General features: G+C 73.1%; 16 protein-coding genes and 1 pseudogene. 4 read left to right on the top strand and 13 right to left on the bottom strand.

Going from position 1 to position 22365, the window contains the following annotated elements; all coding sequences use genetic code 11:
• Positions 1-238: 238 nt before the first annotated feature.
• Positions 239-1663: an NAD(P)/FAD-dependent oxidoreductase gene (locus ACWEK3_RS14505; RefSeq protein WP_453249787.1), complete on the bottom strand. Its 1425-nt coding sequence runs from the start codon at positions 1661-1663 to the stop codon at positions 239-241.
• 203 nt (positions 1664-1866) lie between these two features.
• Entirely contained in the window at positions 1867-2763 is an 897-nt protein-coding gene (locus tag ACWEK3_RS14500) for a TIGR01777 family oxidoreductase (protein ID WP_453249786.1), read from the bottom strand.
• Between the two features lie 71 nt (positions 2764-2834).
• Here ACWEK3_RS14500 and ACWEK3_RS14495 point away from each other — a divergent pair, with 71 nt between their 5' ends.
• Positions 2835-3323 carry an N-acetyltransferase family protein gene (locus ACWEK3_RS14495; protein WP_453249785.1) on the top strand — a complete coding sequence of 163 codons (489 nt, stop codon included), beginning with the start codon at positions 2835-2837 and terminating at the stop codon, positions 3321-3323.
• A 46-nt stretch (positions 3324-3369) separates the two neighbouring features.
• Here the strand turns inward: ACWEK3_RS14495 and ACWEK3_RS14490 are convergent, their stop codons facing one another.
• On the bottom strand, positions 3370-4554 hold the full coding sequence (locus ACWEK3_RS14490) for a MarP family serine protease (protein WP_390726460.1): 1185 nt from the start codon (positions 4552-4554) through the stop codon (positions 3370-3372).
• A gap of 189 nt (positions 4555-4743) precedes the next feature.
• Between ACWEK3_RS14490 and ACWEK3_RS14485 the strand changes: the two genes are divergently transcribed.
• Positions 4744-5553, top strand: coding sequence for a peptidoglycan recognition protein family protein (locus ACWEK3_RS14485; protein WP_450544457.1), 810 nt, complete (start codon positions 4744-4746; stop codon positions 5551-5553).
• Positions 5554-6033: 480 nt separating this feature from the next.
• On the opposite strand, the gene ACWEK3_RS14480 is transcribed toward ACWEK3_RS14485, so the two are convergent.
• The 7 genes from ACWEK3_RS14480 to ACWEK3_RS14450 form a co-directional block, all read right to left on the bottom strand.
• The gene (locus ACWEK3_RS14480) at positions 6034-6552 is read right to left on the bottom strand and encodes a DUF4240 domain-containing protein (RefSeq protein ID WP_453249833.1); all 519 of its coding nucleotides are present in this window, start codon (positions 6550-6552) and stop codon (positions 6034-6036) included.
• A gap of 57 nt (positions 6553-6609) precedes the next feature.
• Positions 6610-7596 (bottom strand): helix-turn-helix transcriptional regulator, encoded by a 987-nt coding sequence (locus ACWEK3_RS14475; RefSeq protein ID WP_453249784.1) that lies wholly within the window; start codon positions 7594-7596, stop codon positions 6610-6612.
• A gap of 77 nt (positions 7597-7673) precedes the next feature.
• Positions 7674-10376 carry a pyruvate dehydrogenase (acetyl-transferring), homodimeric type gene (gene aceE, locus ACWEK3_RS14470; protein WP_450544453.1) on the bottom strand — a complete coding sequence of 901 codons (2703 nt, stop codon included), beginning with the start codon at positions 10374-10376 and terminating at the stop codon, positions 7674-7676.
• 259 nt (positions 10377-10635) lie between these two features.
• Complete coding sequence (locus ACWEK3_RS14465) at positions 10636-11259, bottom strand: GntR family transcriptional regulator (protein ID WP_225074357.1); 624 nt, start codon at positions 11257-11259, stop codon at positions 10636-10638.
• Positions 11260-11476: 217 nt separating this feature from the next.
• Positions 11477-13240: a 2-oxoglutarate dehydrogenase, E2 component, dihydrolipoamide succinyltransferase gene (gene sucB, locus ACWEK3_RS14460; RefSeq protein ID WP_450544451.1), complete on the bottom strand. Its 1764-nt coding sequence runs from the start codon at positions 13238-13240 to the stop codon at positions 11477-11479.
• Between the two features lie 62 nt (positions 13241-13302).
• On the bottom strand, positions 13303-14691 hold the full coding sequence (gene lpdA, locus ACWEK3_RS14455) for a dihydrolipoyl dehydrogenase (RefSeq protein ID WP_141361564.1): 1389 nt from the start codon (positions 14689-14691) through the stop codon (positions 13303-13305).
• Between the two features lie 244 nt (positions 14692-14935).
• Entirely contained in the window at positions 14936-16474 is a 1539-nt protein-coding gene (locus ACWEK3_RS14450; RefSeq protein ID WP_390726464.1) for a leucyl aminopeptidase, read from the bottom strand.
• Between the two features lie 259 nt (positions 16475-16733).
• On the opposite strand from ACWEK3_RS14450, the gene ACWEK3_RS14445 reads away from it, so the two are divergent.
• On the top strand, positions 16734-17561 hold the full coding sequence (locus ACWEK3_RS14445; RefSeq protein WP_450544448.1) for an endo alpha-1,4 polygalactosaminidase: 828 nt from the start codon (positions 16734-16736) through the stop codon (positions 17559-17561).
• Between the two features lie 10 nt (positions 17562-17571).
• Here the strand turns inward: ACWEK3_RS14445 and ACWEK3_RS14440 are convergent, their stop codons facing one another.
• The gene (locus ACWEK3_RS14440; protein WP_450544446.1) at positions 17572-18354 is read right to left on the bottom strand and encodes an adenosylcobinamide-GDP ribazoletransferase; all 783 of its coding nucleotides are present in this window, start codon (positions 18352-18354) and stop codon (positions 17572-17574) included.
• 75 nt (positions 18355-18429) lie between these two features.
• Between ACWEK3_RS14440 and ACWEK3_RS14435 the strand changes: the two genes are divergently transcribed.
• Positions 18430-19197, top strand: a complete 768-nt coding sequence (locus ACWEK3_RS14435) for a hypothetical protein (RefSeq protein WP_450544444.1) — start codon at positions 18430-18432, stop codon at positions 19195-19197.
• Between the two features lie 18 nt (positions 19198-19215).
• On the opposite strand, the pseudogene ACWEK3_RS14430 reads toward ACWEK3_RS14435, so the two are convergent.
• Positions 19216-19860: pseudogene (locus ACWEK3_RS14430) on the bottom strand (hypothetical protein); the annotation flags it as partial.
• Positions 19857-21653: a phosphatidylglycerol lysyltransferase domain-containing protein gene (locus ACWEK3_RS14425; RefSeq protein WP_453249783.1), complete on the bottom strand. Its 1797-nt coding sequence runs from the start codon at positions 21651-21653 to the stop codon at positions 19857-19859. The gene ACWEK3_RS14425 and the pseudogene ACWEK3_RS14430, both read right to left, overlap by 4 nt.
• Positions 21654-22365: the final 712 nt, after the last annotated feature.

Genomic DNA, 22365 nt, shown 5'->3' with positions numbered 1-22365 from the left:
TGGGCCGAGTCCCCGGAACGAGGTGTCGGCGCCGGGTTGAGTCTCCGGGCAACGGTGGGGGCGCCGGGCCGAGTTCCGGGACGAGGGCGCGGTGTTGGGCCGAGTGTCCGGGACCAGGTGGCGGGGCTGGGGAGCCTCCCGGGGCGCGGCGGCGGTGTTGGGGCGAGTCCCGGGACAACGGCAGTGGCGTTCGGTCGAGTCCCGGGACGGGGTGGCGGTGGCGGGGTGGGGCTTTTGATCAGGCGGCGGCTTTCGGCTCCGTCGCTGTCGGGTCCGCCCGGTCCATCGGGCGGCCGGCTCCCAGGTCGCCCAGGATCGCCGCGGCGGCCCGGTGGGCCGAGTGCAGCGCGCCCTGGACGGTGCTGGTGTCCCGGTGGTCGCCGCACACGTACAGGCCCGCCAGCAGCCGCACCGGGCGCCGCGGGTCGTGCGGGGGCCGCATCGCGGGGACGGCCTCGGGGGTGTGGTGCACGGCGAGCGTCTCCCAGCGGGCGGTGGACGTGCCGTAGAGGCGGGACAGATGGCGGCGTACGGCCGTGTCGACGTCGGCCGGGGGCACGCCCAGGACCGTCGACGACACCAGGGCGCGGCCGGCGGGCGCGCGGGAGGGGTCGACGCGGCTGACCACCGCCGTGTGCGCCACCGGGCCGCCGCGCTCCGCGTCGAGCAGCAGGTACCCGCCCGTCTCCGGGGGCTCGTCGGTCGTGTGGTGGACCATCGTCACCGGGTGGAAGTCCGGTACGCGCAGCCCGGGCAGCAGCTCGGCGGCGGCGCGCGCGTCGGTGGCGACCAGCACGGCCCGGCAGCGGATCTCACCGTGCTCGGCGGTGGTCACCGAGGTGGTGGAGACCGAGGTGGCCCGTACGCCGGTGTGCACGGTGCCGGGCGGCAGCGTGCGCGCGAGCAGCTCCGGCAGGACCTCGGCGCCGCCCTCCGGCAGGCACAGCCGGCCGGAGGCGAAGGAGTGCAGGGCCAGGTCCGCGCAGCGGCTGGACGTGGTGAGATCCGGGTCGCACAACAGGGCGGCGAGCAGCGGACGCAGGAAGCCGTCGACGGTGCGGGCGGGCAGGCTGCGGGCGGCCAGCGCCTGCTGGGCCGTCAACTCGGGGCGTGACAGCAGGCGTTCGACCGGCGTGGCGGCGATCCGGCCGAGCGCGGCGCGCAGCCGCAGCGGCGTGCCGATCCCTCGGCGTCCGGGCGGCGGACCGTCGAGGAACGGCGCGGCGGACGACCGGGGAACGGACGGCCGGGAGAGGGACGCACGGGCGAGGGACGACGGCCGGGGAACCGGCGAGCGGGGGGCGCTTGCCAGGGCGCGCACTACGTGAAGTGCGCTCCTTGCGCTCCCTCCGTGCGCCGGAGCGCCCGTACGGAGGTGCCGTCCGTCGCTGTGCAGCAGGACGCCCGGCGCGAAGGGACGCAGCACGAGCGCGTCGAGCCCCGGGCTCAGGGCCAGTTGGGGATACGACGTGTTCAGCAGCTGTCCGATCCGGTCGAGCCGGAACCCGTCGACCTTCTCCGTCGACATGCGGCCGCCCACGTAAGGGGCGGCCTCCAGGACCGCAGTCGTCACTCCTGCGCTGGTCAGTCGATGCGCTGCCGCGAGCCCGGCGACCCCGGCTCCCACGACGACGACGTCAGCCTGATACGCGGGCTCAAGCACGTGCCCCTCCTCGAGGTTGCGCGGCCGGTGGAGCGGTAATGCCCGCGACCGGCGTCAGGAATACCCGAGTTCGCGTCGAGATTAGGACCGCGCCGGGTCAGGGGCAGTCGCGCATCGGCAGGGCACGGTCGCACGGCGGTCGCACACGGTCGAAAGGTGTTCCGCGCGCGATCGCAAGGTGGCACGGCGAGCGGTCACAGGGGTCACAGCGCCGCACGGACGGCGTCCTCGATCCCCGGAAAGGCGAACGAGAACCCGGACTCCAGCAGCCGCTTCGGCACCACCCGCGCGCTGCCCAGCACATCGCCCGCCATCTCCCCGAGCACCGCGCGCAGGACCGGCGCCGGCACGGAGAACAGTGTCGGCCGTTGCAGCACCCGACCCATGGCCGCGGTGATCTCACCGTTCGTCAGCGGCTGCGGCGCGGTGAGGTTGACCGGCCCGGACAGGCTCTCGGTGTCCAGCAGATGGCGCAGCGCGGCCACCTCGTCGTGCAGCGCGATGAACGACCAGAACTGCCGCCCGTCTCCCATCCGACCGCCCAACCCTGCCTTGAACAGCGGGAACAGCCGTCCCCACGCCCCGCCCTCACGGGCCACCACCAGCCCGGTGCGGGCGAACACCGTCCGGACGCCCGCCTCCCGCGCGGGAGCCGCGGCCTGCTCCCACTCGACGCACAGCGCCGGCAGAAAACCGTCCCCGGGCGGCGCGTCCTCGTCGACGGCGCGCTCGCCGGTGTCGCCGTAGTAGCCGATCGCGCTGCCGCTGACGAACACCCGCGGGGGCGCGTCCAGGGAGGCGGCGGCCTCGGCGAGCGCCGTCGTACCGAGCACCCGGCTGTCCCGGATCGTCTTCTTGTACTCCCGCGTCCACCGGTGGTCGCCCACGCCCGCGCCCGCCAGGTTGACCACAGCGTCGCACCCGGCGAGCCCCGCCGCGTCCACGTACCGGCCGACGGGATCCCAGCAGACCTCGTCCTCGCCGCGGGCCGAACGGCGCACCAGGCGCACCACCTCGTGCCCGTCCGCGACCAGGGACCGCACCAGGGCACTGCCGATCAGACCGGACGCGCCGGCCACCGCGATTCGCGAACGTTCCATGCGTCCATCCTGCCCGCCGGGCCGCGGAAATCCCGGCGGTCCGGTCCGGTCCGCACCGTAGAGTGACCGTCATGCCGGTTCCCTGCATACGCCACGCCACATTCGACGACGAGGACGGTCTCGGCCGGCTCGACCGTGAGGCCTGGTCCACGGCGCACGCGGTCACCCCGCCCCCGCGGCAGCCCTACGAGCCCTTCTTCACGCACCGGTCGGGACCGCGCGACCACCTGGTCGCCGAACTCGGCGGCCGGCTGGTCGGCTACATCCGCCTCGGCTTCCCCACCGAACTGGCGTCGAACGCGCACGTCCGGCAGATCCGCGGACTCGCCGTGGCCGAGGAGGCCCGCGGCAGCGGGGTGGGCCGCGCCCTGCTGCGCGCCGCCGTCGAGGAGGCCCGCGGCCAGGGCGCCCGCCGGATCACCCTGCGGGTGCTGGGCCACAACACCCCCGCCCGCAAGCTGTACGAGTCCGAGCGCTTCGTGGTGGAAGGCGTCCAGCCAGAGGAGTTCCACCTGGACGGCACCTACGTCGACGACGTCCTCATGGGCCGCTTCCTCTGAGCCGCGGGGCCCGACTGAGCCGCGGGGCCCGACGGAAGACTCTGAGTCACGAGGTCACCAGCCGGCCCGTGTCCACCGGCGCGGTCGCGTGCGCCGCCCGCTGCGCGTCCGGGGCGACCTCGGCCGCCGTCAGGACGTATCCCGTCTCGTTGTCGGAGGTGGAGCGGGCGAAGACCACGCCGAAGACCCGGCCGTCCGTGGTGAGCAGCGGACCGCCGGAGTTGCCGGGGAGGACCGTGGAGCGGATCGAGTAGATCTCCCGGGTGACCGTGCCGTTGTTGTAGATGTTCTGGCCCGTCGCCCGGATGCGGTTCGCGACCGTCGCCGCCTGGAGGTTCAGGTCGCCGTCCTGCGGATAGCCCGCGACCACCGCCGAGTCGCCGCGCCCGGCGGTGTCGTCGAACCGCAGCACGGGGGCGTCCAGCCCGGGGACGTAGAGCACGGCCACGTCCCGGTGCGGGTCGAACAGCACCACCCGTGCCTCGTACGACCGTCCGACGCCGCCGATCCGTACGGCCGGATCGTCGATGCCCGCCACCACGTGCGCGTTGGTCATCACATGCTCCGGCGCGTACACGAACCCGCTGCCCTCGCGGCCCTGGTTGCCCGCGGCGCCCTCGATCTTGACCGTGCTGAACCGGGCGGCGTTCGTCGCGCTCTCCGTCACGCTGTCCCCGGAGGGCCGGGCGACGCCCGCCGCCGGCTCGTTCTCGAAGGGGTTGAAGACCTGAGGGAAGCCCGCCTCGGTCAGTGCGGAGGTGGCACGCGAGAACCAGGCCGGGGTGGTGTCCGGCATCGCGTTCTGCACGGCGCCCAGAAGCCTGGAGTCGCGTATCGCCGACGTCACCACCGGGGACGAGGAGGCGGCCAGGACGCTCGCCGCCACCCAGGCCACGATCAGCACCGCCACCGTGTTGGCGGCGGCCCCGCCGATGCCGTCGGCCACCCGCAGCGGCCCGCGGTCCAGCTCGCGCCGCAGCCGCAGCGCCAGACGGCCCGCCAGTTCGTGCCCCACCACGGCCGGCACCAGCACGGTGAGCACGGCGGTGACCGTCGCCGTGGTCGTCCCGCGCGTGACGAAGTCCATCACCCACGGCAGGATCCACACGCCGACGACGGCACCGCCGACGAAACCGGCCAGCGAGACGCAGCCGGCCACCAGTCCCCGCCGGTAGCCGGACGCGGCGTAGACGAGGATCACCAGCACCAACAGCAGGTCGAGCAGGTCCACTCACGCCGCCTTTCTCCTCGGATCCACACATACGCGCGGGACGGGTCCAGTGATCAGCCACGCGCACGTGGATCCGGGGACCGGCCACGTGTACGTGTACCACCAGAAACGTCCTGGACCGGGATGATGGTTCCACCAGGTGGCAGAGTGCACATCGCGGACGGACCGGAACCGCCCGAGGGTGGGCTCATGCGTGTTGTGCGAAGCGCCGGGCGGGCGCGCGGCTCGCGTCCGGAGCGGCCGCGCCGCGCTCTCGTGGCGCTCCTGTGCTGTCTGCCGGGCGTCGCCGCCGTCGGCGCGCTGCTGCTGTACGTGTCCGGCTCCGGACGGACGACGTCCGTGTCCGTGCCCGCCGCCGTGCCCCGTCCGGCGGCCCCGGCGCACGACGCGCCCCGGCCGCGGATCGTGCCCCGCTCGGCCTGGCTGGACGCCACCGTGCGGCGCGCCCAGCCGCCCCCGCGCTACGACGACAAGGTCGTCGCCGTCTTCGTGCACCACACCGACTCGCCCAACGGCTACGCCTGCGCCGACACCCCGAGCGTCATCCGCCGCCTGTACGCCGGGCAGACCGGCGCCCGCGCGTGGGACGACATCGGCTACAACTTCCTCGTCGACCGCTGCGGCACGATCTACGAGGGCCGCGCCGGCGGAGTCGACCGCGCCGTCACCGGCGCCCACACCCAGGGCTTCAACCACCGCACGGCGGGCATCGCCGCCATCGGCACCTTCACGGCCGGAACGCCCGTGCCGCGCGCCATGACCGACGCGATCGCCGCGCTGAGCGCCTGGAAACTGGGCCTGGCTGGAGTCGACCCGCGCGGCAGCGTCAGCCTCGTCTCCAGCAACGGGCAGAGCCGCTACGCGTCCGGCGCCACCGTCCTGCTCCCCGCCCTGGCCGGCCACAGGGACGGCTTCAGGACCAACTGCCCGGGCGCCGCGCTGACCGTACACCTCCCCGCGATCCGCGAAGCCGCAGCCCACCTCCAGAGCCGAAACTGAGCCGCCCTCCTGGCCTTCCTGGCCCTCCCGGCCCATGTGGCCTTCCCGACCCACCGGGCCCACCCGGCCCACCCGGGCTTCCTGCGCTTCCTGGGCCCCTTGACCCTCCCGGGCCCCTTGGTCCTCTGGGGCCTCTGGGCCTGCCCAGGCCTCCCGTTCCCCCGGGGTCTCTCGGGTCTCCTGGCCCTCCCCGGTCTCTCGGGTCGCCCGGGTCACTCGGGTCTCCCGGGCTTCGCGGGCTTCCCGGCCCTCCAGGGTTTCCCGGGCCTCTCGGGCCTCCGGGACTTCTCGGGTCTCCTGGCCCTCTGGTCCCTCTCGGGCCTTCCAGGCCCCTCCGCCCTCCCCGGCCTCTGGACTCTCACAGGCCTCCTGGATCTCACGGGTCTCCCGGGCCTCCTGGCCCTTCCGGACCACCGTCCAAGACGCCCCCGTGGGGGCCGTCACAGGAGGCCCGTGGGTGCCGGGAGTTGGTCGGAGGCGCTACTCACGGAACCGGTCCCACAGCTTCGGATAGCGCCGGGCGAGCGCCCTGTCGTCCTCGAAGTCGACCGGGGTGCCCTCCGGTTCCGCCGGGGCGGCCGGGATGCCGAGGTCGGGGGCGACCGTGCCGGTGAGCTGCTCGTAGGCCTCGTCGGCCGCGTAGCCGAGCTCCTCGCCGTCGCCGTCGACCTCCTCGTCGAAGTCGTCCAGCTGGTCTGCGAGCGAGTCCGGATCGTGCAGGGCGCCCTCGAAGACCTCCCGGCCCTGGCCGATCAGCCAGCACCGGAAGAAGTCGAAGGCGTCGTCGCTGGCCCCGTCCAGGAGCACCCAGGCGGCGCCCCACAGGTCCCAGCGGTAGGCCCGGTTGTACCGGGACTCGAAGTGACGGGCGAAGTCCAGGACCACCTCGGGTTCGCAGCCCAGCAGCCGCTCGACGAGCAGGTCGGCCTGCTCCTCCGGATCACCCTCGGCGGCCTCGCGGCTGCCGTCGATCAGCTCCCAGAACTCTGTCTCGTCCATCACGGCTTCAAGCATCGGCCCTCGCGCCGGGGGACGCACGCGGAATGCACCGGGCCGTCAGGGGCGGTACAGCGCGGCCAGCCGTTCGGCGTCGCGCGCGAAACGCTCCCGCAGCGCCTCGGGAGCCAGCACCTCGACCTCCGGCCCGAGCGCCGTGAGCTGGGTGTGGGCGACCTCTTCGGACTCCACCGGCAGGGTCACCGTCACCCACCCGCTCCCGTCGCCGCCGGCCGCGGCCCCGACGACCTCCAGCGCCGCCCGGGCCGGCACCGGCCCCACGGCGTGCGGCAGCCGCCGCAGGCCCTCCTCGGACAGCCGCACCACCACCTCGGCCCGCAGGACGGACCGCGCGAACTGCGCGGCCCGCTCCTCCCAGAAGGCGGGCAGGTCGAAGCCGCCGTCCCGTTCGAAGCGCTTCTCCGCGCCGGCGTCCACGGCCGCGAAACGGTCCACGCGGTAGACCCGGAAGGAGCCTGGCCCCACGACCCGGGCGCACAGGTACCACACGCCCGCCTTCAGCACGAGCCCGTACGGCTCCAGCTCCCGCGCGACCTCCTCCTCGCCACGCCGGTAGCACGCGGTGATCAGCCGGTCGTCCCACACCGCCTCCGCGACCGCCGGCAGCAGCTCGGGCGTCCTCGGCGCGCGGAACCAGTCGGGCGCGTCCAGATGGAAGCGCTGCGCCGCCGTACGGGAGGCGTCGCGCAGGGAGGGGAGCAGGGCCGCGGACACCTTCAGCCGGGCGGCCGAGGCGGCGTCCTCAAGCCCCATCTCGCGCAGCGCCCCCGGAACGCCGCTGAGGAAGAGCGCCTCCGCCTCACCGCGGTCGAGCCCGGTCAGCCGGGTGCGGTAGCCGCCGACCAGCCGGTAGCCCCCGGCCCGCCCCCGGTCCGCGTACACCGGCACACCCGCCTCCGACAGCGCCTGCGCGTCCCGTGTGACGGTCCGCTCCGACACCTCCAGCTCCCGGGCGAGCTCGGCGGCGGTCATGGCGGGCCGCGACTGGAGCAGCAGCACCATTTTGATCAGACGGGCGGCACGCATACGGCCATCATGCCGGGGCCACCGACGACGAAGGGGCACGGCCGCGGCCGTACCCCTTCGTCGTCATGCGGTGTGCCTCACAGGCCGTACTTCTCCCGGGCCTCCTTGACCGCCGAGGCCTTCACCTCGCCGCGCCGGGCGAGCTGGGCCAGGGCGGCGGCGACGATCGACTGGGCGTCGACGCCGAAGTGGCGGCGGGCGGCGTCACGGGTGTCCGACAGACCGAAGCCGTCGGCGCCCAGCGAGGTGTAGTCCTGCTCGATCCACTGCGCGACCTGGTCCGGGACCTGGCGCATGTAGTCGGAGACCGCGAGGACCGGGCCCTCGGCGCCCTGGAGCGCCCGGCGGACGTACGGCACCCGCTCCTCGCCGCGCAGCAGTGCCGCGTCGGCCTCCATGGCGTCCCGGCGCAGCTCGCCCCAGGAGGTCGCGGACCACACGTCGGCGGCCACGCCCCACTCCTCGGCGAGCATCCGCTGGGCGTCCAGCGCCCAGTGGATCGCCGTGCCGGAGCCGAGCAGCTGGATCCGCGGCGCGTTCGCCGGGACCGTCAGGCCCGCCGACTCCGCCGTGTTGAAGCGGTACAGGCCCTTGACGATGCCCTCGTCGACGCCGGGGGCGGACGGCTTGGCGGGCTGCGGCAGCGGCTCGTTGTAGACCGTCAGGTAGTAGAAGACGTCCTGGTCCTCGCCGGGCTCGGCCTGGCCGTACATGCGGCGCAGACCGTCCTTGACGATGGCCGCGACCTCGTAGGCGAACGCCGGGTCGTAGGTCAGCGCGGCCGGGTTGGTCGCCGCGATGACCGGCGAGTGGCCGTCGGCGTGCTGCAGACCCTCACCCGTCAGCGTGGTGCGGCCCGCGGTGGCGCCGACCAGGAAGCCGCGGCCGAGCTGGTCGCCGAGCTGCCACATCTGGTCGGCCGTGCGCTGCCAGCCGAACATCGAGTAGAAGATGTAGAAGGGGATCATCGCCTCGCCGTGCGTCGAGTACGACGACGAAGCGGCGATGAAGTCGGCCATCGAACCGGCCTCGGTGATCCCCTCGTTGAGGATCTGGCCGTTCTTGGCCTCCTTGTAGTACATCAGCTGGTCGCGGTCGACCGGCTCGTACGTCTGGCCCTTGGGCGAGTAGATGCCGAGCGAGGGGAACAGCGACTCCATGCCGAAGGTGCGCGCCTCGTCGGGGACGATCGGCACCCAGCGCTTGCCGGTCTCCTTGTCGCGGACCAGGTCCTTGACCAGGCGGACGAACGCCATGGTGGTGGCCACGCTCTGCGAGCCGGAGCCCTTGTCGAAGGCGGCGAACGCCTTGTCGGCGGGGGCGGGCAGCGGCGCGACCGGGTGGACGCGGCGGGCCGGGGCCGGGCCGCCGAGCGCCGCGCGGCGCTCCTGGAGGTAGCGGACCTCGGGGGAGTCGGCGCCGGGGTGGCCGTAGGGGACCTGGCCGTCGGCGAAGGCGCTGTCCGGGATGGGCAGGTCCAGCAGATCGCGCATCTGCTTGAACTCGTCCGCCGTCAGCTTCTTCATCTGGTGGTTGGCGTTCTTCGACGCGAAGCCCGTACCGAGGGTGTGGCCCTTGACCGTCTGGGCCAGGATCACCGTCGGGGCGCCCTTGTGCTCCAGGGCGGCCTTGTAGGCGGCGAAGACCTTGCGCGCCTCGTGGCCACCGCGCGAGAAGTGGAAGCACTCGATGATCTTGTCATCGCTCAGCAGCTTCGCCATCTCGGCCAGCGCCGGGTCGGCCCCGAAGAAGTCCTGGCGGATGTAGGCGGCGTCGCGGGTCTGGTACGTCTGGATCTGCGCGTCCGGTACCTGGCGCAGCCGGCGTACCAGCGCGCCCGTGGTGTCCAGGGCGAACAGCTCGTCCCAGGCCGAACCCCACAGCGTCTTGACCACGTGCCAGCCGGCGCCGCGGAAGAGGGCCTCCAGCTCCTGCACGATCTTGAAGTTGGCGCGGACCGGGCCGTCCAGGCGCTGGAGGTTGCAGTTGATGACGAAGGTGAGGTTGTCCAGGCCCTCGCGGGAGGCGAGCGTCAGCGCGGTGGTGGACTCCGGCTCGTCCATCTCGCCGTCGCCGAGGAACGCCCAGACGTGGGAGTCGGAGACGTCCTTGATACCGCGGCTGGTCAGGTACCGGTTGAACCGGGCCTGGTAGATGGCGGAGATCGGGCCGAGGCCCATCGACACCGTCGGGAACTCCCACAGCCAGGGCAGGCGGCGCGGATGCGGGTAGGACGGCAGGCCGTTGCCGCCAGCCTCCTGGCGGAAGTTGTCCAGGTGCTGCTCGGACAGCCGGCCGTCGAGGAAGGCGCGGGCGTAGATGCCCGGGGAGGCGTGGCCCTGGATGTACAGCTGGTCGCCAGAGCCGTCGCCCTCCTTGCCGTGGAAGAAATGGTTGAAGCCGGTCTCGTACAGCCACGCCGCAGAGGCGAAGGTGGCGATGTGGCCGCCGACGCCGTACTTGCTTCCGCGGGTCACCATCGCCGCCGCGTTCCACCGGTTCCACGCGGTGATCCGGGCCTCCATGGCCTCGTCACCGGGGACGGCCGGCTCGGCGGCGGTCGGGATGGAGTTGACGTAGTCCGTCTCGAGAAGCTTGGGCAGGACGACGCCGGCGCCCTCGGCGCGCTCCAGCGTACGGCGCATCAGGTACGCCGCACGGTGCGGCCCGGCCGCCTTGGCAACGGCGTCCAGGGAGGCCTGCCATTCGGCGGTCTCCTCGGGGTCGCGGTCCGGGAGCTGGTCGAGCTCGCTCGGCTGGATGGCGTTGGGGTCGGTCATGTCGCCGCCTTCCTCAGTCGAAGGGGGTTCCCTCATCGGTAAGGGTTCGGGGGTGCCCTAGGTCTTTGGCAGGACAGGGCGTGAGGCTCTGGTGGAAGCCCAGCGGAGACTCTAACTCCCTGATCGATGATCGATCAAAGGGTTCAAGCGTAAAACCCTTCGATTTCGAGAAAGTCGGCACCCGGTGCCTTGGAAACGGGCACGCGGTGCCGCTTTTTCGAAGGGTTTCCGCAGGTGAGCGTACAGGTGCTCGGCTGCCTCAAGCCCGCGGCGCGCAGCCGAGAACGTGCGACTTGACCAGTTCGGCGATCCGCGGATCCCGCCGCTTGAAGGCCTGCACCAGCTCCTCGTGCTCCTCCGCGTACGACTGCTGGACCGTCCCCAGCCAGCGGATCGACAGCGCGGTGAACACCTCGATGCCCAGGCCCTCCCAGGTGTGCAGCAGCACCGAGTTCCCGGCCGCGCGGACCAGCTCGCGGTGGAAGGCCACCGTGTGCCGCACCTGGCCGGTGCCGTCGGACCTGCGGTCGGCCTCGTACAGCGCCGCCACGTGCGGTTCCAGGGCCGAGCAGTCGTCCGCCAGCCGCTCGGCCGCCAGCTCCGCCGCGATGGCCTCCAGGCCGGCCCGGACCGGGTAGCTCTCCTCCAGGTCGGCGGCGGTCAGGTTGCGCACCCGCACGCCCTTGTTCGGCGCCGACTCGATCAGCCGCAGCGACTCCAGCTCGCGCAGCGCCTCCCGCACCGGCGTCTGGCTGACCTCCAGCTCGGTGGCGATCCGCCGCTCCACGATCCTCTCGCCCGGCTTCCAGCGCCCGCTGACGATCCCCTCCACGATGTGCTCGCGGATCTGTTCGCGCAGCGAGTGGACGACGGGCGCGGTCATGGAGGGCTCCTTCAAGGGGGGACCCACGGGCCCCCGGGGGGCGTTCGACGTTTAGACAATACGGCTGTCAGCGTCCGGCGGAAGGGCGCATACGGGCGCTTTCGTGCAGGTGAGACGAGACTTACACGCCGTCATGGCCAAGAAACGGCAAACGCGGCGCCCCCGCCCGGAAGGTTCCGGACGGGGGCGCCGTACTGCTGGGTCCCGGGTGACGGGATCAGAGGCCGAGCTCGACCTCGAACTCGCCCGCCTCCAGGATCGCCTTGACCGCCGTCAGGTAACGGGCCGCGTCGGCGCCGTCCACCAGGCGGTGGTCGTAAGAGAGGGTCAGGTAGGTCATGTCGCGGACGCCGATGACCGTGCCCTCCTCGGTCTCGATGACGGCCGGGCGCTTGACGGTGGCGCCGATGCCGAGGATCGCGACCTGACCCGGCGGCACGATGATCGTGTCGAACAGCGCGCCGCGCGAGCCGGTGTTGCTGATGGTGAAGGTCGCACCGGACAGTTCGTCCGGGGTGATCTTGCTGGCCCGGACCTTGCCCGCCAGGTCGGCGGTGGCCTTGGAGATACCGGCGATGTTGAGGTCACCGGCGTTCTTGATGACCGGGGTCATCAGGCCCTTCTCGGAGTCCACCGCGATACCGACGTTCTCGGTGTCGAAGTAGGTGATGGTCCCCTCGGCCTCGTTGATCTTGGCGTTGATGACCGGGTGGGCCTTCAGCGCCTGGGCGGCGGCCTTGACGAAGAACGGCATCGGGGAGAGCTTGACGCCCTCGCGCGCCGCGAACGAGTCCTTGGCCTGGGCGCGCAGGCGCATCAGGCGGGTCACGTCGACCTCGACCACCGAGGACAGCTGGGCCTGCTCGTGCAGCGCCTTGACCATGTTGTCGCCGATGACCTTGCGGATCCGCGGCATCTTCACGGTCTGGCCGCGCAGCGGGGAGGCCTCCAGGACCGGGGCCTTCTTCGCCGGGGCGGCCGGAGCGGCCGCGGCCGGGGCCGGGGCGGCGGCGGCCTTCGCGGCCTCGGCCGCGGCGAGCACGTCCTGCTTGCGGATACGGCCGCCGACGCCGGTGCCCTTGACGGTGGCCAGGTCGACGCCGTTCTCGGCGGCGAGCTTGCGCACCAGCGGGGTCACGTACGCGCCCTCGTCGGTCGGCTGGGCAGCGGCCGGAACCGCAGCCGGGGCCGGGGTGACCGGGGCGGGCGCGGCCGGCGCGGGAGCCGGGGCCGCGGGCTGGACCGGAGCCGGAGCGGCCGGGGCCGCGGGGGCTGCCGGGGCCGGGGCAGCGGCCGGAGCCGGAGCCGGGGCCGGGGCAGCTGCCGGAGCCGGGGCGGCCGGAGCCGGAGCAGCAGCCGGAGCGGCACCGGGGGCGCCGATGACGGCGAGCTTGGCGCCGACCTCGGCGGTCTCGTCCTCACCGACGACGATCTCCAGCAGCACACCGGAGGTGGGCGCGGGGATCTCGGTGTCGACCTTGTCCGTGGAGACCTCGAGCAGCGGCTCGTCGGCCTCGACGGAGTCACCGACCGACTTCAGCCAGCGGGTGACGGTGCCCTCGGTGACGGACTCGCCGAGCGCGGGCAGGACCACGTCCGTGCCGGTGGCGCCGGCGGGAGCCGCCGGAGCGGCGGGGGCGGCAGCGGGGGCCGGGGCCTCGGCGACCGGAGCCGGGGTGGGCTCGGCGACCGGGGCCGGAGCCTCGGCGGCGGCCGGGGCCGGGGCCGCGGCGGGGGCGCCGGAGCCGTCGTCGATGACGGCCAGCTCGGCGCCGACCTCGACGGTCTCGTCCTCGGCGACCTTGATGGAGGCCAGCACACCGGCGGCGGGGGAGGGGATCTCGGTGTCGACCTTGTCGGTCGAGACCTCGAGCAGCGGCTCGTCGGCCTCGACGCGCTCGCCCTCGGCCTTCAGCCAACGGGTGACAGTGCCCTCGGTGACGCTCTCGCCGAGCGCCGGAAGGGTTACGGAAACCGCCATGGTTTCGGTTGCTCCTAACGAATTACGGAAGTCTGTGTCGTCGCGCCCGATGACGTGAAGCGTCAGTCGTGGGAGTGCAGCGGCTTGCCGGCCAGGGCCAGGTGGGCCTCGCCGAGCGCCTCGTTCTGGGTCGGGTGGGCGTGGATGAGCTGGGCCACCTCGGCCGGCAGCGCCTCCCAGTTGTAGATCAGCTGGGCCTCGCCGACCTGCTCGCCCATGCGGTCGCCGACCATGTGGACGCCGACCACGGCACCGTCCTTGACCTGGACGAGCTTGATCTCGCCCGCGGTCTTGAGGATCTTGCTCTTGCCGTTGCCGGCCAGGTTGTACTTCAGGGCGACGACCTTGTCCGCGCCGTAGATCTCCTTGGCCTTGGCCTCGGTGATGCCGACGGAGGCGACCTCCGGGTGGCAGTACGTCACCCGCGGAACACCGTCGTAGTCGATCGGAACGGTCTTCAGACCGGCCAGACGCTCCGCCACCAGGATGCCCTCGGCGAAGCCGACGTGCGCAAGCTGGAGCGTCGGGACCAGGTCACCGACGGCGGAGATGGTCGGGACGTTGGTGCGCATGTACTCGTCGACGAGGACGTAGCCGCGGTCCATGGCGACCCCGGCCTCCTCGTAACCCAGGCCCTGGGAGACCGGGCCGCGGCCGATGGCGACCAGCAGGACCTCGGCCTCGAACTCCTTGCCGTCGGCCAGGGTGACCTTGACGCCGTCCTGGGTGTACTCGGCCTTCTGGAAGAAGGTGCCCAGGTTGAACTTGATCCCGCGCTTGCGGAAGGCACGCTCCAGCAGCTTCGAGGAGTTCTCGTCCTCGACCGGGACGAGGTGCTTCAGGCCCTCGACGATCGTGACGTCGGTGCCGAAGGACTTCCAGGCGGAGGCGAACTCGACGCCGATGACACCGCCGCCCAGGATGATCGCGGACTTCGGCACGCGGTCCAGGACGAGGGCGTGGTCGGAGGAGATGATGCGGTTGCCGTCGATCTGCAGGCCCGGCAGGGACTTCGGCACGGAACCGGTCGCCAGGAGGACGTGGCGGCCCTGGATCCGCTGCCCGTTGACATCGACGGAGGTGGGGGAGGACAGCCGGCCCTCACCCTCGATGTAGGTCACCTTGCGGGACGCGATGAGTCCCTGAAGGCCCTTGTACAGGCCCGAGATGACGTCGTCCTTGTACTTGTGGACGGCGGGCACGTCGATGCCCTCGAAGCTGGCCTTCACACCGAACTGCTCGCTCTCGCGGGCCTGGTCGGCGATCTCGCCCGCGTGCAGCAGGGCCTTGGTGGGGATGCAACCCCGGTGCAGGCAGGTACCGCCGACCTTGTCCTTCTCGATCAGGGCGACGTCCAGGCCCAGCTGCGCCCCGCGCAGGGCCGCGGCGTAACCACCGCTGCCACCGCCGAGGATCACTAGGTCGAAAACGGTGCTGGCGTCGTTCGCCACGTCACGTCCTCCATGCATGTGCGCCGTACGCCGGTCGTCGGTGACCGGCAGGCGGCTGGTGTCCGGCCGCTTGAGTTTCGGCCCTTCGGTGGGGGCCCTGTCCTGCCGACGCCCATCTTCGCACTTGTCGGGAGTGAACGAGACGCGGGGCTGGAGTGTGATACACCCCACGTCGCGTGGGCGCGAGCGGCGCCCACGCGGCACGGCCGTCGTCCGGCGGACCGGACGACGGCCGTGGGACGAATCAGCCGAGGTCGCCGGAGGCGGCGAGTTCGGCGAGACGCACGAGCGTGCGGACCGCCGAACCGGTGCCGCCCTTCGGCGTGTAGCCGAACGGACCGCTCTCGTTGAAGGCCGGGCCCGCGATGTCGAGGTGCGCCCACGTGATGCCCTCGCCGATGAACTCGCGCAGGAACAGGCCGGCGACCAGCCCGCCGCCCATGCGCTCGCCCATGTTGGCCAGGTCGGCGGTGGGGGAGTCCATGCCCTTGCGCAGGTGCTCCGGCAGGGGCATCGGCCACGCCGCCTCGCCGACCTCCTCCGCGGCCTCGTGGATGGCGGAGCGGAACGCGTCGTCGTTCGCCATGATCCCGAAGGTGCGGCTGCCCAGCGCCAGCACCATCGCGCCGGTCAGCGTGGCCACGTCCACGATCGCGTCCGGCTTCTCCTGCGAGGCGGCCCACAGCGCGTCCGCGAGGACGAGCCGGCCCTCGGCGTCGGTGTTGAGCACCTCCACCGTCTTGCCGCTGTACATGCGCAGCACGTCGCCGGGGCGGGTGGCGGAGCCGGAGGGCATGTTCTCGGCCAGCGCCAGCCAGCCGGTCACGTTGACCTCGAGGCCGAGCCGCGCGGCGGCGACGACGGCGGAGAACACGGCGGCGGCACCGCTCATGTCGCACTTCATCGTCTCGTTGTGGCCGGCCGGCTTGAGCGAGATGCCGCCCGAGTCGTAGGTGATGCCCTTGCCGACCAGGGCCAGGTGCTTCTTCGCCTTGGGGCTCGTGTACGACAGCTTGACCAGCCGCGGGGCCGACGCCGAGCCGGAGCCGACGCCCAGGATGCCGCCGTAGCCGCCCTTGGCGAGCGCCTTCTCGTCGAGCACCTGCACCTTCAGGCCGTGCTCCTTGGCCGCCTCCTGCGCGGCGGCGGCGAAGGCGGCCGGGTTCAGGTCGTTCGGCGGGGTGTTGATCAGGTCGCGGGCGCGGTTGAGCTCCTCGGACACGGCGGTGGCACGCTCGACGGCCGCCTTGTACGCCTTGTCGCGGGCCTTGCCGCCGAGCAGCACGGCCTCGCCGAGCGGCGCCTTGCCGTTGCGCGACTCGGCGTCCTTGCCGTTCTCCTTGTAGCTGTCGAAGGAATACGCGCCGAGCAGCGCGCCCTCGCCGACCGCGGCGGCGTCGGCGGCGTCCGTGACCGGCAGCGCGAAGCCGGCCTTCTTCGACCCGGCGAGGGCACGGGCGGCCGCACCGGCGGCCCGGCGCAGCGCCTCGGCGTCGTAACCGGAGTCCTTCTCGGGCCGCGGGCCGAGGCCCACCGCGAGCACGAGCGGGGCCTTGAAACCGGACGGCGCGGGCAGCTTGGTCACCTCGCCCTCGGCACCGGAGGCGCCGAGGGTCCCCAGGACGCCGGCGAGCTTGCCGTCGTACGCCTCGTCGACGGCCTCGGCGCCCGGTGCTACGACCAGGTCCCCAGACTTCGATCCAGAGTCCTTGGCGACACCGACCACGATCGCGTCGGCCCGCAGGCCGGGCGCCGCGGTGGTGCTGAGAGTGAGAGCAGTCACGGTGGTGAAATCTCGCTTCCCTGTGAAAGGTGGTTGGCCGAATTCGGGTGGGTCGACCGGGCCCGACCATAAGTCCTTCGTACGGTGCGGTCTTCACCCGGGCAGGCAAACACCCGTCACGAGCCTACGCGCGTCACGGCGCCGACGGCGGTGGCGGGAGGCCCGGACCGCCGGCCGGGCGGGCAACTTCCCTGCCTGGCAATGGAATCGGCGATGATCGTCGGACGTACGTCCGTCACGGCACCCAGGAGCCCGCCCGTTGAGAGCACTGATCCCGCGCGTCCTCGCGCCGACTGCGGCACTCCTGCTGCTCGCGGGCTGCGCCGCCCACCAGGACCGCCCCGGCGGCGACGGCGGCCGCGGTGACGGTGCCGGCCGCCCGGCCGCCGGGCACTGGCAGCCGCGCCCGGGCACGAGCTGGCAGTGGCAGCTCAGCGGCCGTCTCGACACTTCCGTACCGGCCGAGGTCTACGACATCGACGGCTTCGACCACCCGGCGGCCACGGTCGCCCGGCTGCACCGCGAGGGCCACAGGGTGATCTGCTACCTCTCGACCGGCGCCTGGGAGGAGTTCCGGCCGGACGCGGGGAGGTTCCCGGCCTCCGTCCTCGGCAGGGGCAACGGCTGGAAGGGCGAGCGCTGGCTCGACATCCGCCGTACCGACGTCCTCGAACCCCTGATGGCGGCCCGCCTCGACATGTGCCGCGAGAAGGGCTTCGACGCGGTGGAGCCGGACAACATGGACGGCTACAAGAACCGCACCGGCTTCCCGCTGACGGCCGCCGACCAGCTCCGCTACAACCGCCTGGTGGCGAAGCTGGCCCACGACAGGGGCATGGCGGTGGGCCTGAAGAACGACCTGGACCAGATCCCGCACCTGGTGGCGGACTTCGACTTCGCGGTCAACGAACAGTGCGCCCAGTACGGCGAATGCGCCGAGCTGAAGCCCTTCGTCGCGGCGGGCAAGGCGGTGTTCCACGCCGAGTACGAACTGCCGACGAGCCGCTTCTGCGCGCAGTCCCGGCGGCTGAGGCTCAGCTCGCTGCTGAAGAAGTACGAACTGGGGGCGTGGCGCCGGACCTGCTGAACCGCCCGGCTCAGCGCAGCGCCAGGACGACCAGCACCGTGGTGGCGGCCGTCTCGGCGAGCGCGCCGAAGACATCGCCTGTCACACCGCCGAAGCGGCGCGTGCAGTGGCGCAGGAGAAGTTCGGCGGCGGCCAGGGCGGCGACCACCGCCAGCGCCGTGAGCACACAGGCGTCGGCGCCGAAGAACGCGCCCGCCGCCGCGGCGGCCGCCGCGACCACGAGCGCCGCGCCGATCGCGCCCGGCACCGGGACCACCCCGGCGACCGCGGCGCCCAGCCCCTCCGGCCGGGCGGCCGGCACCCCGGTGCGGGCGGCCAGGGTCAGGACCAGCCGGGCGACCGTCGCCGAGACGACAGCGGCGAGCGCCCCGCGGGCCCAGGAGCCGTCGTAGGCCCGGGTCAGCGCGGCCACCTGGGCGAGCAGCACGAACACGAGCGTGATCACCCCGAAGGGGCCGATGTCCGACTGCCTCATGATCCGCAGCGCGTCCTCGGCGGGCTTGCCGCTGCCGAGCCCGTCCGCGGTGTCGGCGAGCCCGTCCAGATGCAGTCCGCGGGTCAGCGCGGCGGGCACGGCGACGGTGGCGACGGCGGCGAGCGGCGCGCCGGCGCCGGCGAGGAGCAGCAGCAGACCCACGGCCGCCGCCGCCACCCCGACCACGAGCCCGGCGAGCGGCGCGCAGAGCATCCCGCCGCGCGCCGCCTCGCGGTCCCAGCGGCTCACCCTGACCGGAAGGACGGTGAGGGTGCCGAAGGCGAACCGCGGCCCGTGCGGCGAGGGGATCCTGAACACGCGGGCAGACTACGGGACCTGCGCCGGCCCCCCGGCGGGCGGGCGGGCGACCGGCGAAGGCGGCACACTGCGTACATGGGCCACTGGCTGGAGCGGAACATCGTCGAACCCGGCAAGCTGCCCCTGCTCCTGACCCTGGCCGCCTTCGTCCTCACCTTCGTGGTCACCCGGGTGATCACCCGCCTGATCCGGGCCGGGAAGGGCCCCTTCGGCAACGTCAAGGCCGGCGGTCTGCACATCCACCACGCCGTGCCCGGTGTCGTCCTGACCATCCTCGGCGGTTTCGGCGTGGTGGCCAGCAGCGGTCGGCACGGCGCCGCCACGGCGGTCTTCGCGGTCGTCTTCGGCGTCGGCGCGGGCCTCGTGCTGGACGAGTTCGCGCTGATCCTGCATCTGGACGACGTCTACTGGACCGAGTCGGGCCGCAAGAGCGTCGAGGTCGTGGTGCTCACCGCGGCGCTGGTCGCGCTGGTGCTCGCCGGTTTCTCCCCGTTCGGCGTCAACAACCTGTCCCAGTCCGAGTTGCAGGACCGCGGGGCGGTCATCACGAGCGTGGTCGTGAACTTCGTCTTCTCCCTGGTCGCCCTGAGCAAGGGCAAGGGCCGCATCGCCCTGTTCGGCGTGATCATTCCGTTCGTCGCGCTGTTCGGCGCGATCCGTCTGGCCCGCCCCGGCTCCTACTGGGCCAGGCGCTTCTACCGCCACCGCCCGCGCGCCCTGGCCCGCGCCGGCCGGCGCGCCGACCGGCACGACCGCCGCTGGTCCGGCCCCCGCCGGGCGTTCCAGGACTGGATCGGCGGCAAACCGGACCAGCAGGCGGCCCGCCTGCCCGGGCGCAGATGACGCCGGGGCGCGCGGCAGCCGGTGCCGGGCCGCCGACAGCGCGCACAGCAGCAGCACCCCCGCGATCGCCGCCAGGTGCTCCTTGCCGGCCAGGTTCTGCTTCAGCCCGACCTCCAGCGCCATGGCCGCGGTCACCGCGCCCGCCGTGACGTACGCCCCGTAGCGCCGGCCGACGTAGACCGCGAGGCCCACCACGGCCGCCGACGGGCCGGTGTCCACCACCTGCGCGTCCGTGCCGGGCAGGCCGAGCGGGTGGTGCGGGCCGAGGGCGACGCCCAGGCGCGCGTACAGGGTTCCGGAGAGCGTGGCGACGTAGGCGACGGCGAGGGTCCGCGGCCGGCCCAGGCAGATCTCGGCGATGCCGAACACGCACAGGATCTGGGCCAGCGCACCCCATACCGGCAGGTCCAGCGCGGGCACGAACAGCGACAGGGGAGTGCGCAGCAGCGCGAGCCACAGCGGCTCCTCCGCCCTTACGGCCCCGAGGTGCTGGACCAGGCCGTAGCCCCACGACTGGTTCTGCACCAGATGGAGCACCGCCGTCAGGCTCACCGCTCCGGCGGTCATCGGGACGGCCCGCAGGCGCCGCTTCGGCAGCGGCTCGCGCACGGTGGCGTACAGCGGCCCCCATTCGGCGCGCGCCCAGCGGGCCAGTGCGGTCATCCGTGCGTCTCCCAGTGCCCTCGGTGCAGCCACTTCGGCGGTTCCGGCGGCTCCAGGAACCCCTCCGCGCGCGCCGCCGCGAGGCCGATGCGCAGCAGGTCCGCGCTCTTCTCGAAGAGCAGGAACCGCGGTTCCCAGATGGGCCGGTACTTGGCGTTCGCCCGGTACAGCGACTCGATCTGCCACCAGCGGGAGAACAGTCCGAGCAGCGAACGCCACAGCCTCAGCACCGGTCCGGCGCCGAGGCGCGCCCCTCGTTCGAAGACCGAGCGGAACACGGCGAAGTTGAGCGAGACCTGGGTGATCCCGATTTCCCGGGCGCGGCGCAGCAGGTCGAGCACCATGAACTCCATGAGCCCGTTGCCGGCGTGCCGGTCGCGCCGCATCACGTCCAGGGACAGCCCGTGCGGCCCCCACGGCACGAAGGACAGCAGGGCCCTCAGCTCGCCGCCGGCGTCATGGCACTCCAGCATCACGCACTGCCCGTCCCGCGGGTCGCCCAGTCGGCCCAGCGCCATGCTGAAGCCGCGTTCGGTGGGCCCGTCCCGCCAGTCGTCCGCCCGGTCGACCAGGTACGCCATCTCGTCCGCGGGGATGTCCTCGTGCCGCCGGACGCGCACCGAGTACCCGGCCCGACCGACCCGGTTGTAGGCCTGCCGCACGGTCCGCATGGCCCGCCCCTCCAGGGTGAAGCCGTCGACCTCGACCACGGCTTCATCGCCCAGTTCCAGGGCGTCGAGACCGTGCCGCGCGTACACCGTGCCGGCCTCCTCGCTGGCGCCCATCACGGCCGGGCTCCAGCCGTGCGCCCGCGCCTCGGCCAGCCATCCCTCGATGGCGCCGGGCCAGGCCTCCGGGTCGCCGAGCGGGTCCCCGGAGGCCAGGGACACCCCGCCAAGGACGCGGTAGGCGACGGCGGCCTTGCCGGTCGGCGACCAGAACACGCTCTTGTCCCGGCGCAGCGCGAAGTAGCCGAGCGAGTCGCGCTCGCCGTGCCGCTCCAGCAGCTCCCGCAGCCGCCTCTCGTCGTCGGCGGTGAGCGGGTCGACGGCGCGGCGGGAGCGGAAGGCGGCGTACAGGACGGCGAGGACCAGGGCCGTGGACAGTACATTGATCGACACGTTCACCCAGTTCGGGGTGTGGATGTCGGGGAAGCGGGCCTCGGAGGCGGCGACCGAGACCAGCCGCAGCGTGCCGTAGTGCCAGCGCTGGAGGTACGTCGAACGGGCCGCGTCCGGCGCCTGGTTGGTGACCGTCACCAGCAACGCGGCGAGCAGCGAGGAGGCCAGCAGCCCGCCGAGGCCGACGGCGGCGGCGAGCCGCGGATTGGCGCGGTCGCCCTTGGCGTAGAACTCGCGGCGGCCGAGCAGCAGCGCGGCGACGAAGGCGGCGGTGAGGGCCAGGGAGATCCAGTTCTGCGCCGAGCGGCGGATCTCCGGGAACGTCATGGTGAACGCGAACAGCGCGAGGAACGGCCCGGAGAGCGCCAGGTTCAGGATCCAGGCGGCCCGCTTGCGCCGCCGCATGGTGATGGCCAGGAACGCGGCGAACACGCCGGAGGCGAAGCCGGCGGTCAGCAGGTACGGCGTGAAGAGGTCCTCCTGGTTGTGGCGCCGCACGTCCTGCCCCAGGGAGACCCATGCCGCGCTGAGGAAGTTGACGAACGCGACCGCCCGCAGGTACCAGACGGCGAACGCGGCCGCCCGCCGCGAGGCCCCGCCGCCCGGCCGTCCCGCCTCGGCCACGCGAACCGGGCCCTGCTCCTCACGCACGGCAATTCGGGCATCTCCCATGAACAGTGATCATATGGGCGCCGCCTCGGCGAACGTCCCTTTTCACCCGCCGTCCGTGCGCGACGGGACCCGCCGTCCGTGCGCGACGGGACCCGCCGTTCGTGCGCGACGGGACCCGCCGTTCGTGCGCGACGGGACCCGCCGTTCGTGCGCGACGCGGCCCGCTGTTGGTGGGTGCAGGGGCCTGCTGCGCGTGGGTGGCCGTCCGGTCCTTCGCGGGTGATCGCCGTGTTCCGGTGCGGATCCCAGGGCGACGTTGCGCCGCGGTCGCCGATCGCCGGTCGCCGGTCGCCGGGCGACGGGCGACGGACGACGGGGGTGCGTGGCTCGGTGCGTCGTGGGCGCGGCTCTGCCGGGCTGTGCCCGTGCCGCTCATGGCCGACGGCTGGGGCCCGGCCGGGGCGGGTTCCGTCGAGGGCGCGGCCCGGCACTGCCGGTGGGCGGCGCCCCGTGAGCGTCCTGTCGCCGGGACGGCGGGCGACGAGGGCGTCCGGCCGGGCGGTGCCGGTGGGTGTCGCCCAGGTGGGCGTCCCTTCGTCGCGGCCGGCGGGCGACGGGGGTGCGTGGCTCGGTGCGTCGGGGTTGCGGCTCTGCCGGGCTGTGCCCGTGGCGCCCTGGCCGGTGTCCGGCCGGGGCGGTTTCCGTCCAGAGGGAGGAGGGGCGACGGCTGTTCCGCCGGGGCCGTTACGAGCGCGCGTCCGGCCCGTGTCGT

The organism is Streptomyces sp. NPDC004721 (genome assembly GCF_053601495.1).
This window is presented reverse-complemented; position numbering and strand designations above follow the sequence as displayed.

What these genes read in the sequence shown, in the direction of transcription:
- ACWEK3_RS14480 (WP_453249833.1), bottom strand. Translation starts at nt 6,552, where the DNA reads ATGGACGAGACAGAGTTCTGGGAGCTGATCGACGGCAGCCGCGAGGCC.
- sucB (WP_450544451.1), bottom strand. Translation starts at nt 13,240, where the DNA reads ATGGCGGTTTCCGTAACCCTTCCGGCGCTCGGCGAGAGCGTCACCGAG.
- ACWEK3_RS14485 (WP_450544457.1), top strand. Translation starts at nt 4,744, where the DNA reads ATGCGTGTTGTGCGAAGCGCCGGGCGGGCGCGCGGCTCGCGTCCGGAG.
- ACWEK3_RS14435 (WP_450544444.1), top strand. Translation starts at nt 18,430, where the DNA reads ATGGGCCACTGGCTGGAGCGGAACATCGTCGAACCCGGCAAGCTGCCC.
- ACWEK3_RS14495 (WP_453249785.1), top strand. Translation starts at nt 2,835, where the DNA reads ATGCCGGTTCCCTGCATACGCCACGCCACATTCGACGACGAGGACGGT.
- ACWEK3_RS14465 (WP_225074357.1), bottom strand. Translation starts at nt 11,259, where the DNA reads ATGACCGCGCCCGTCGTCCACTCGCTGCGCGAACAGATCCGCGAGCAC.
- ACWEK3_RS14475 (WP_453249784.1), bottom strand. Translation starts at nt 7,596, where the DNA reads ATGCGTGCCGCCCGTCTGATCAAAATGGTGCTGCTGCTCCAGTCGCGG.
- aceE (WP_450544453.1), bottom strand. Translation starts at nt 10,376, where the DNA reads ATGACCGACCCCAACGCCATCCAGCCGAGCGAGCTCGACCAGCTCCCG.
- ACWEK3_RS14500 (WP_453249786.1), bottom strand. Translation starts at nt 2,763, where the DNA reads ATGGAACGTTCGCGAATCGCGGTGGCCGGCGCGTCCGGTCTGATCGGC.
- ACWEK3_RS14425 (WP_453249783.1), bottom strand. Translation starts at nt 21,653, where the DNA reads ATGGGAGATGCCCGAATTGCCGTGCGTGAGGAGCAGGGCCCGGTTCGC.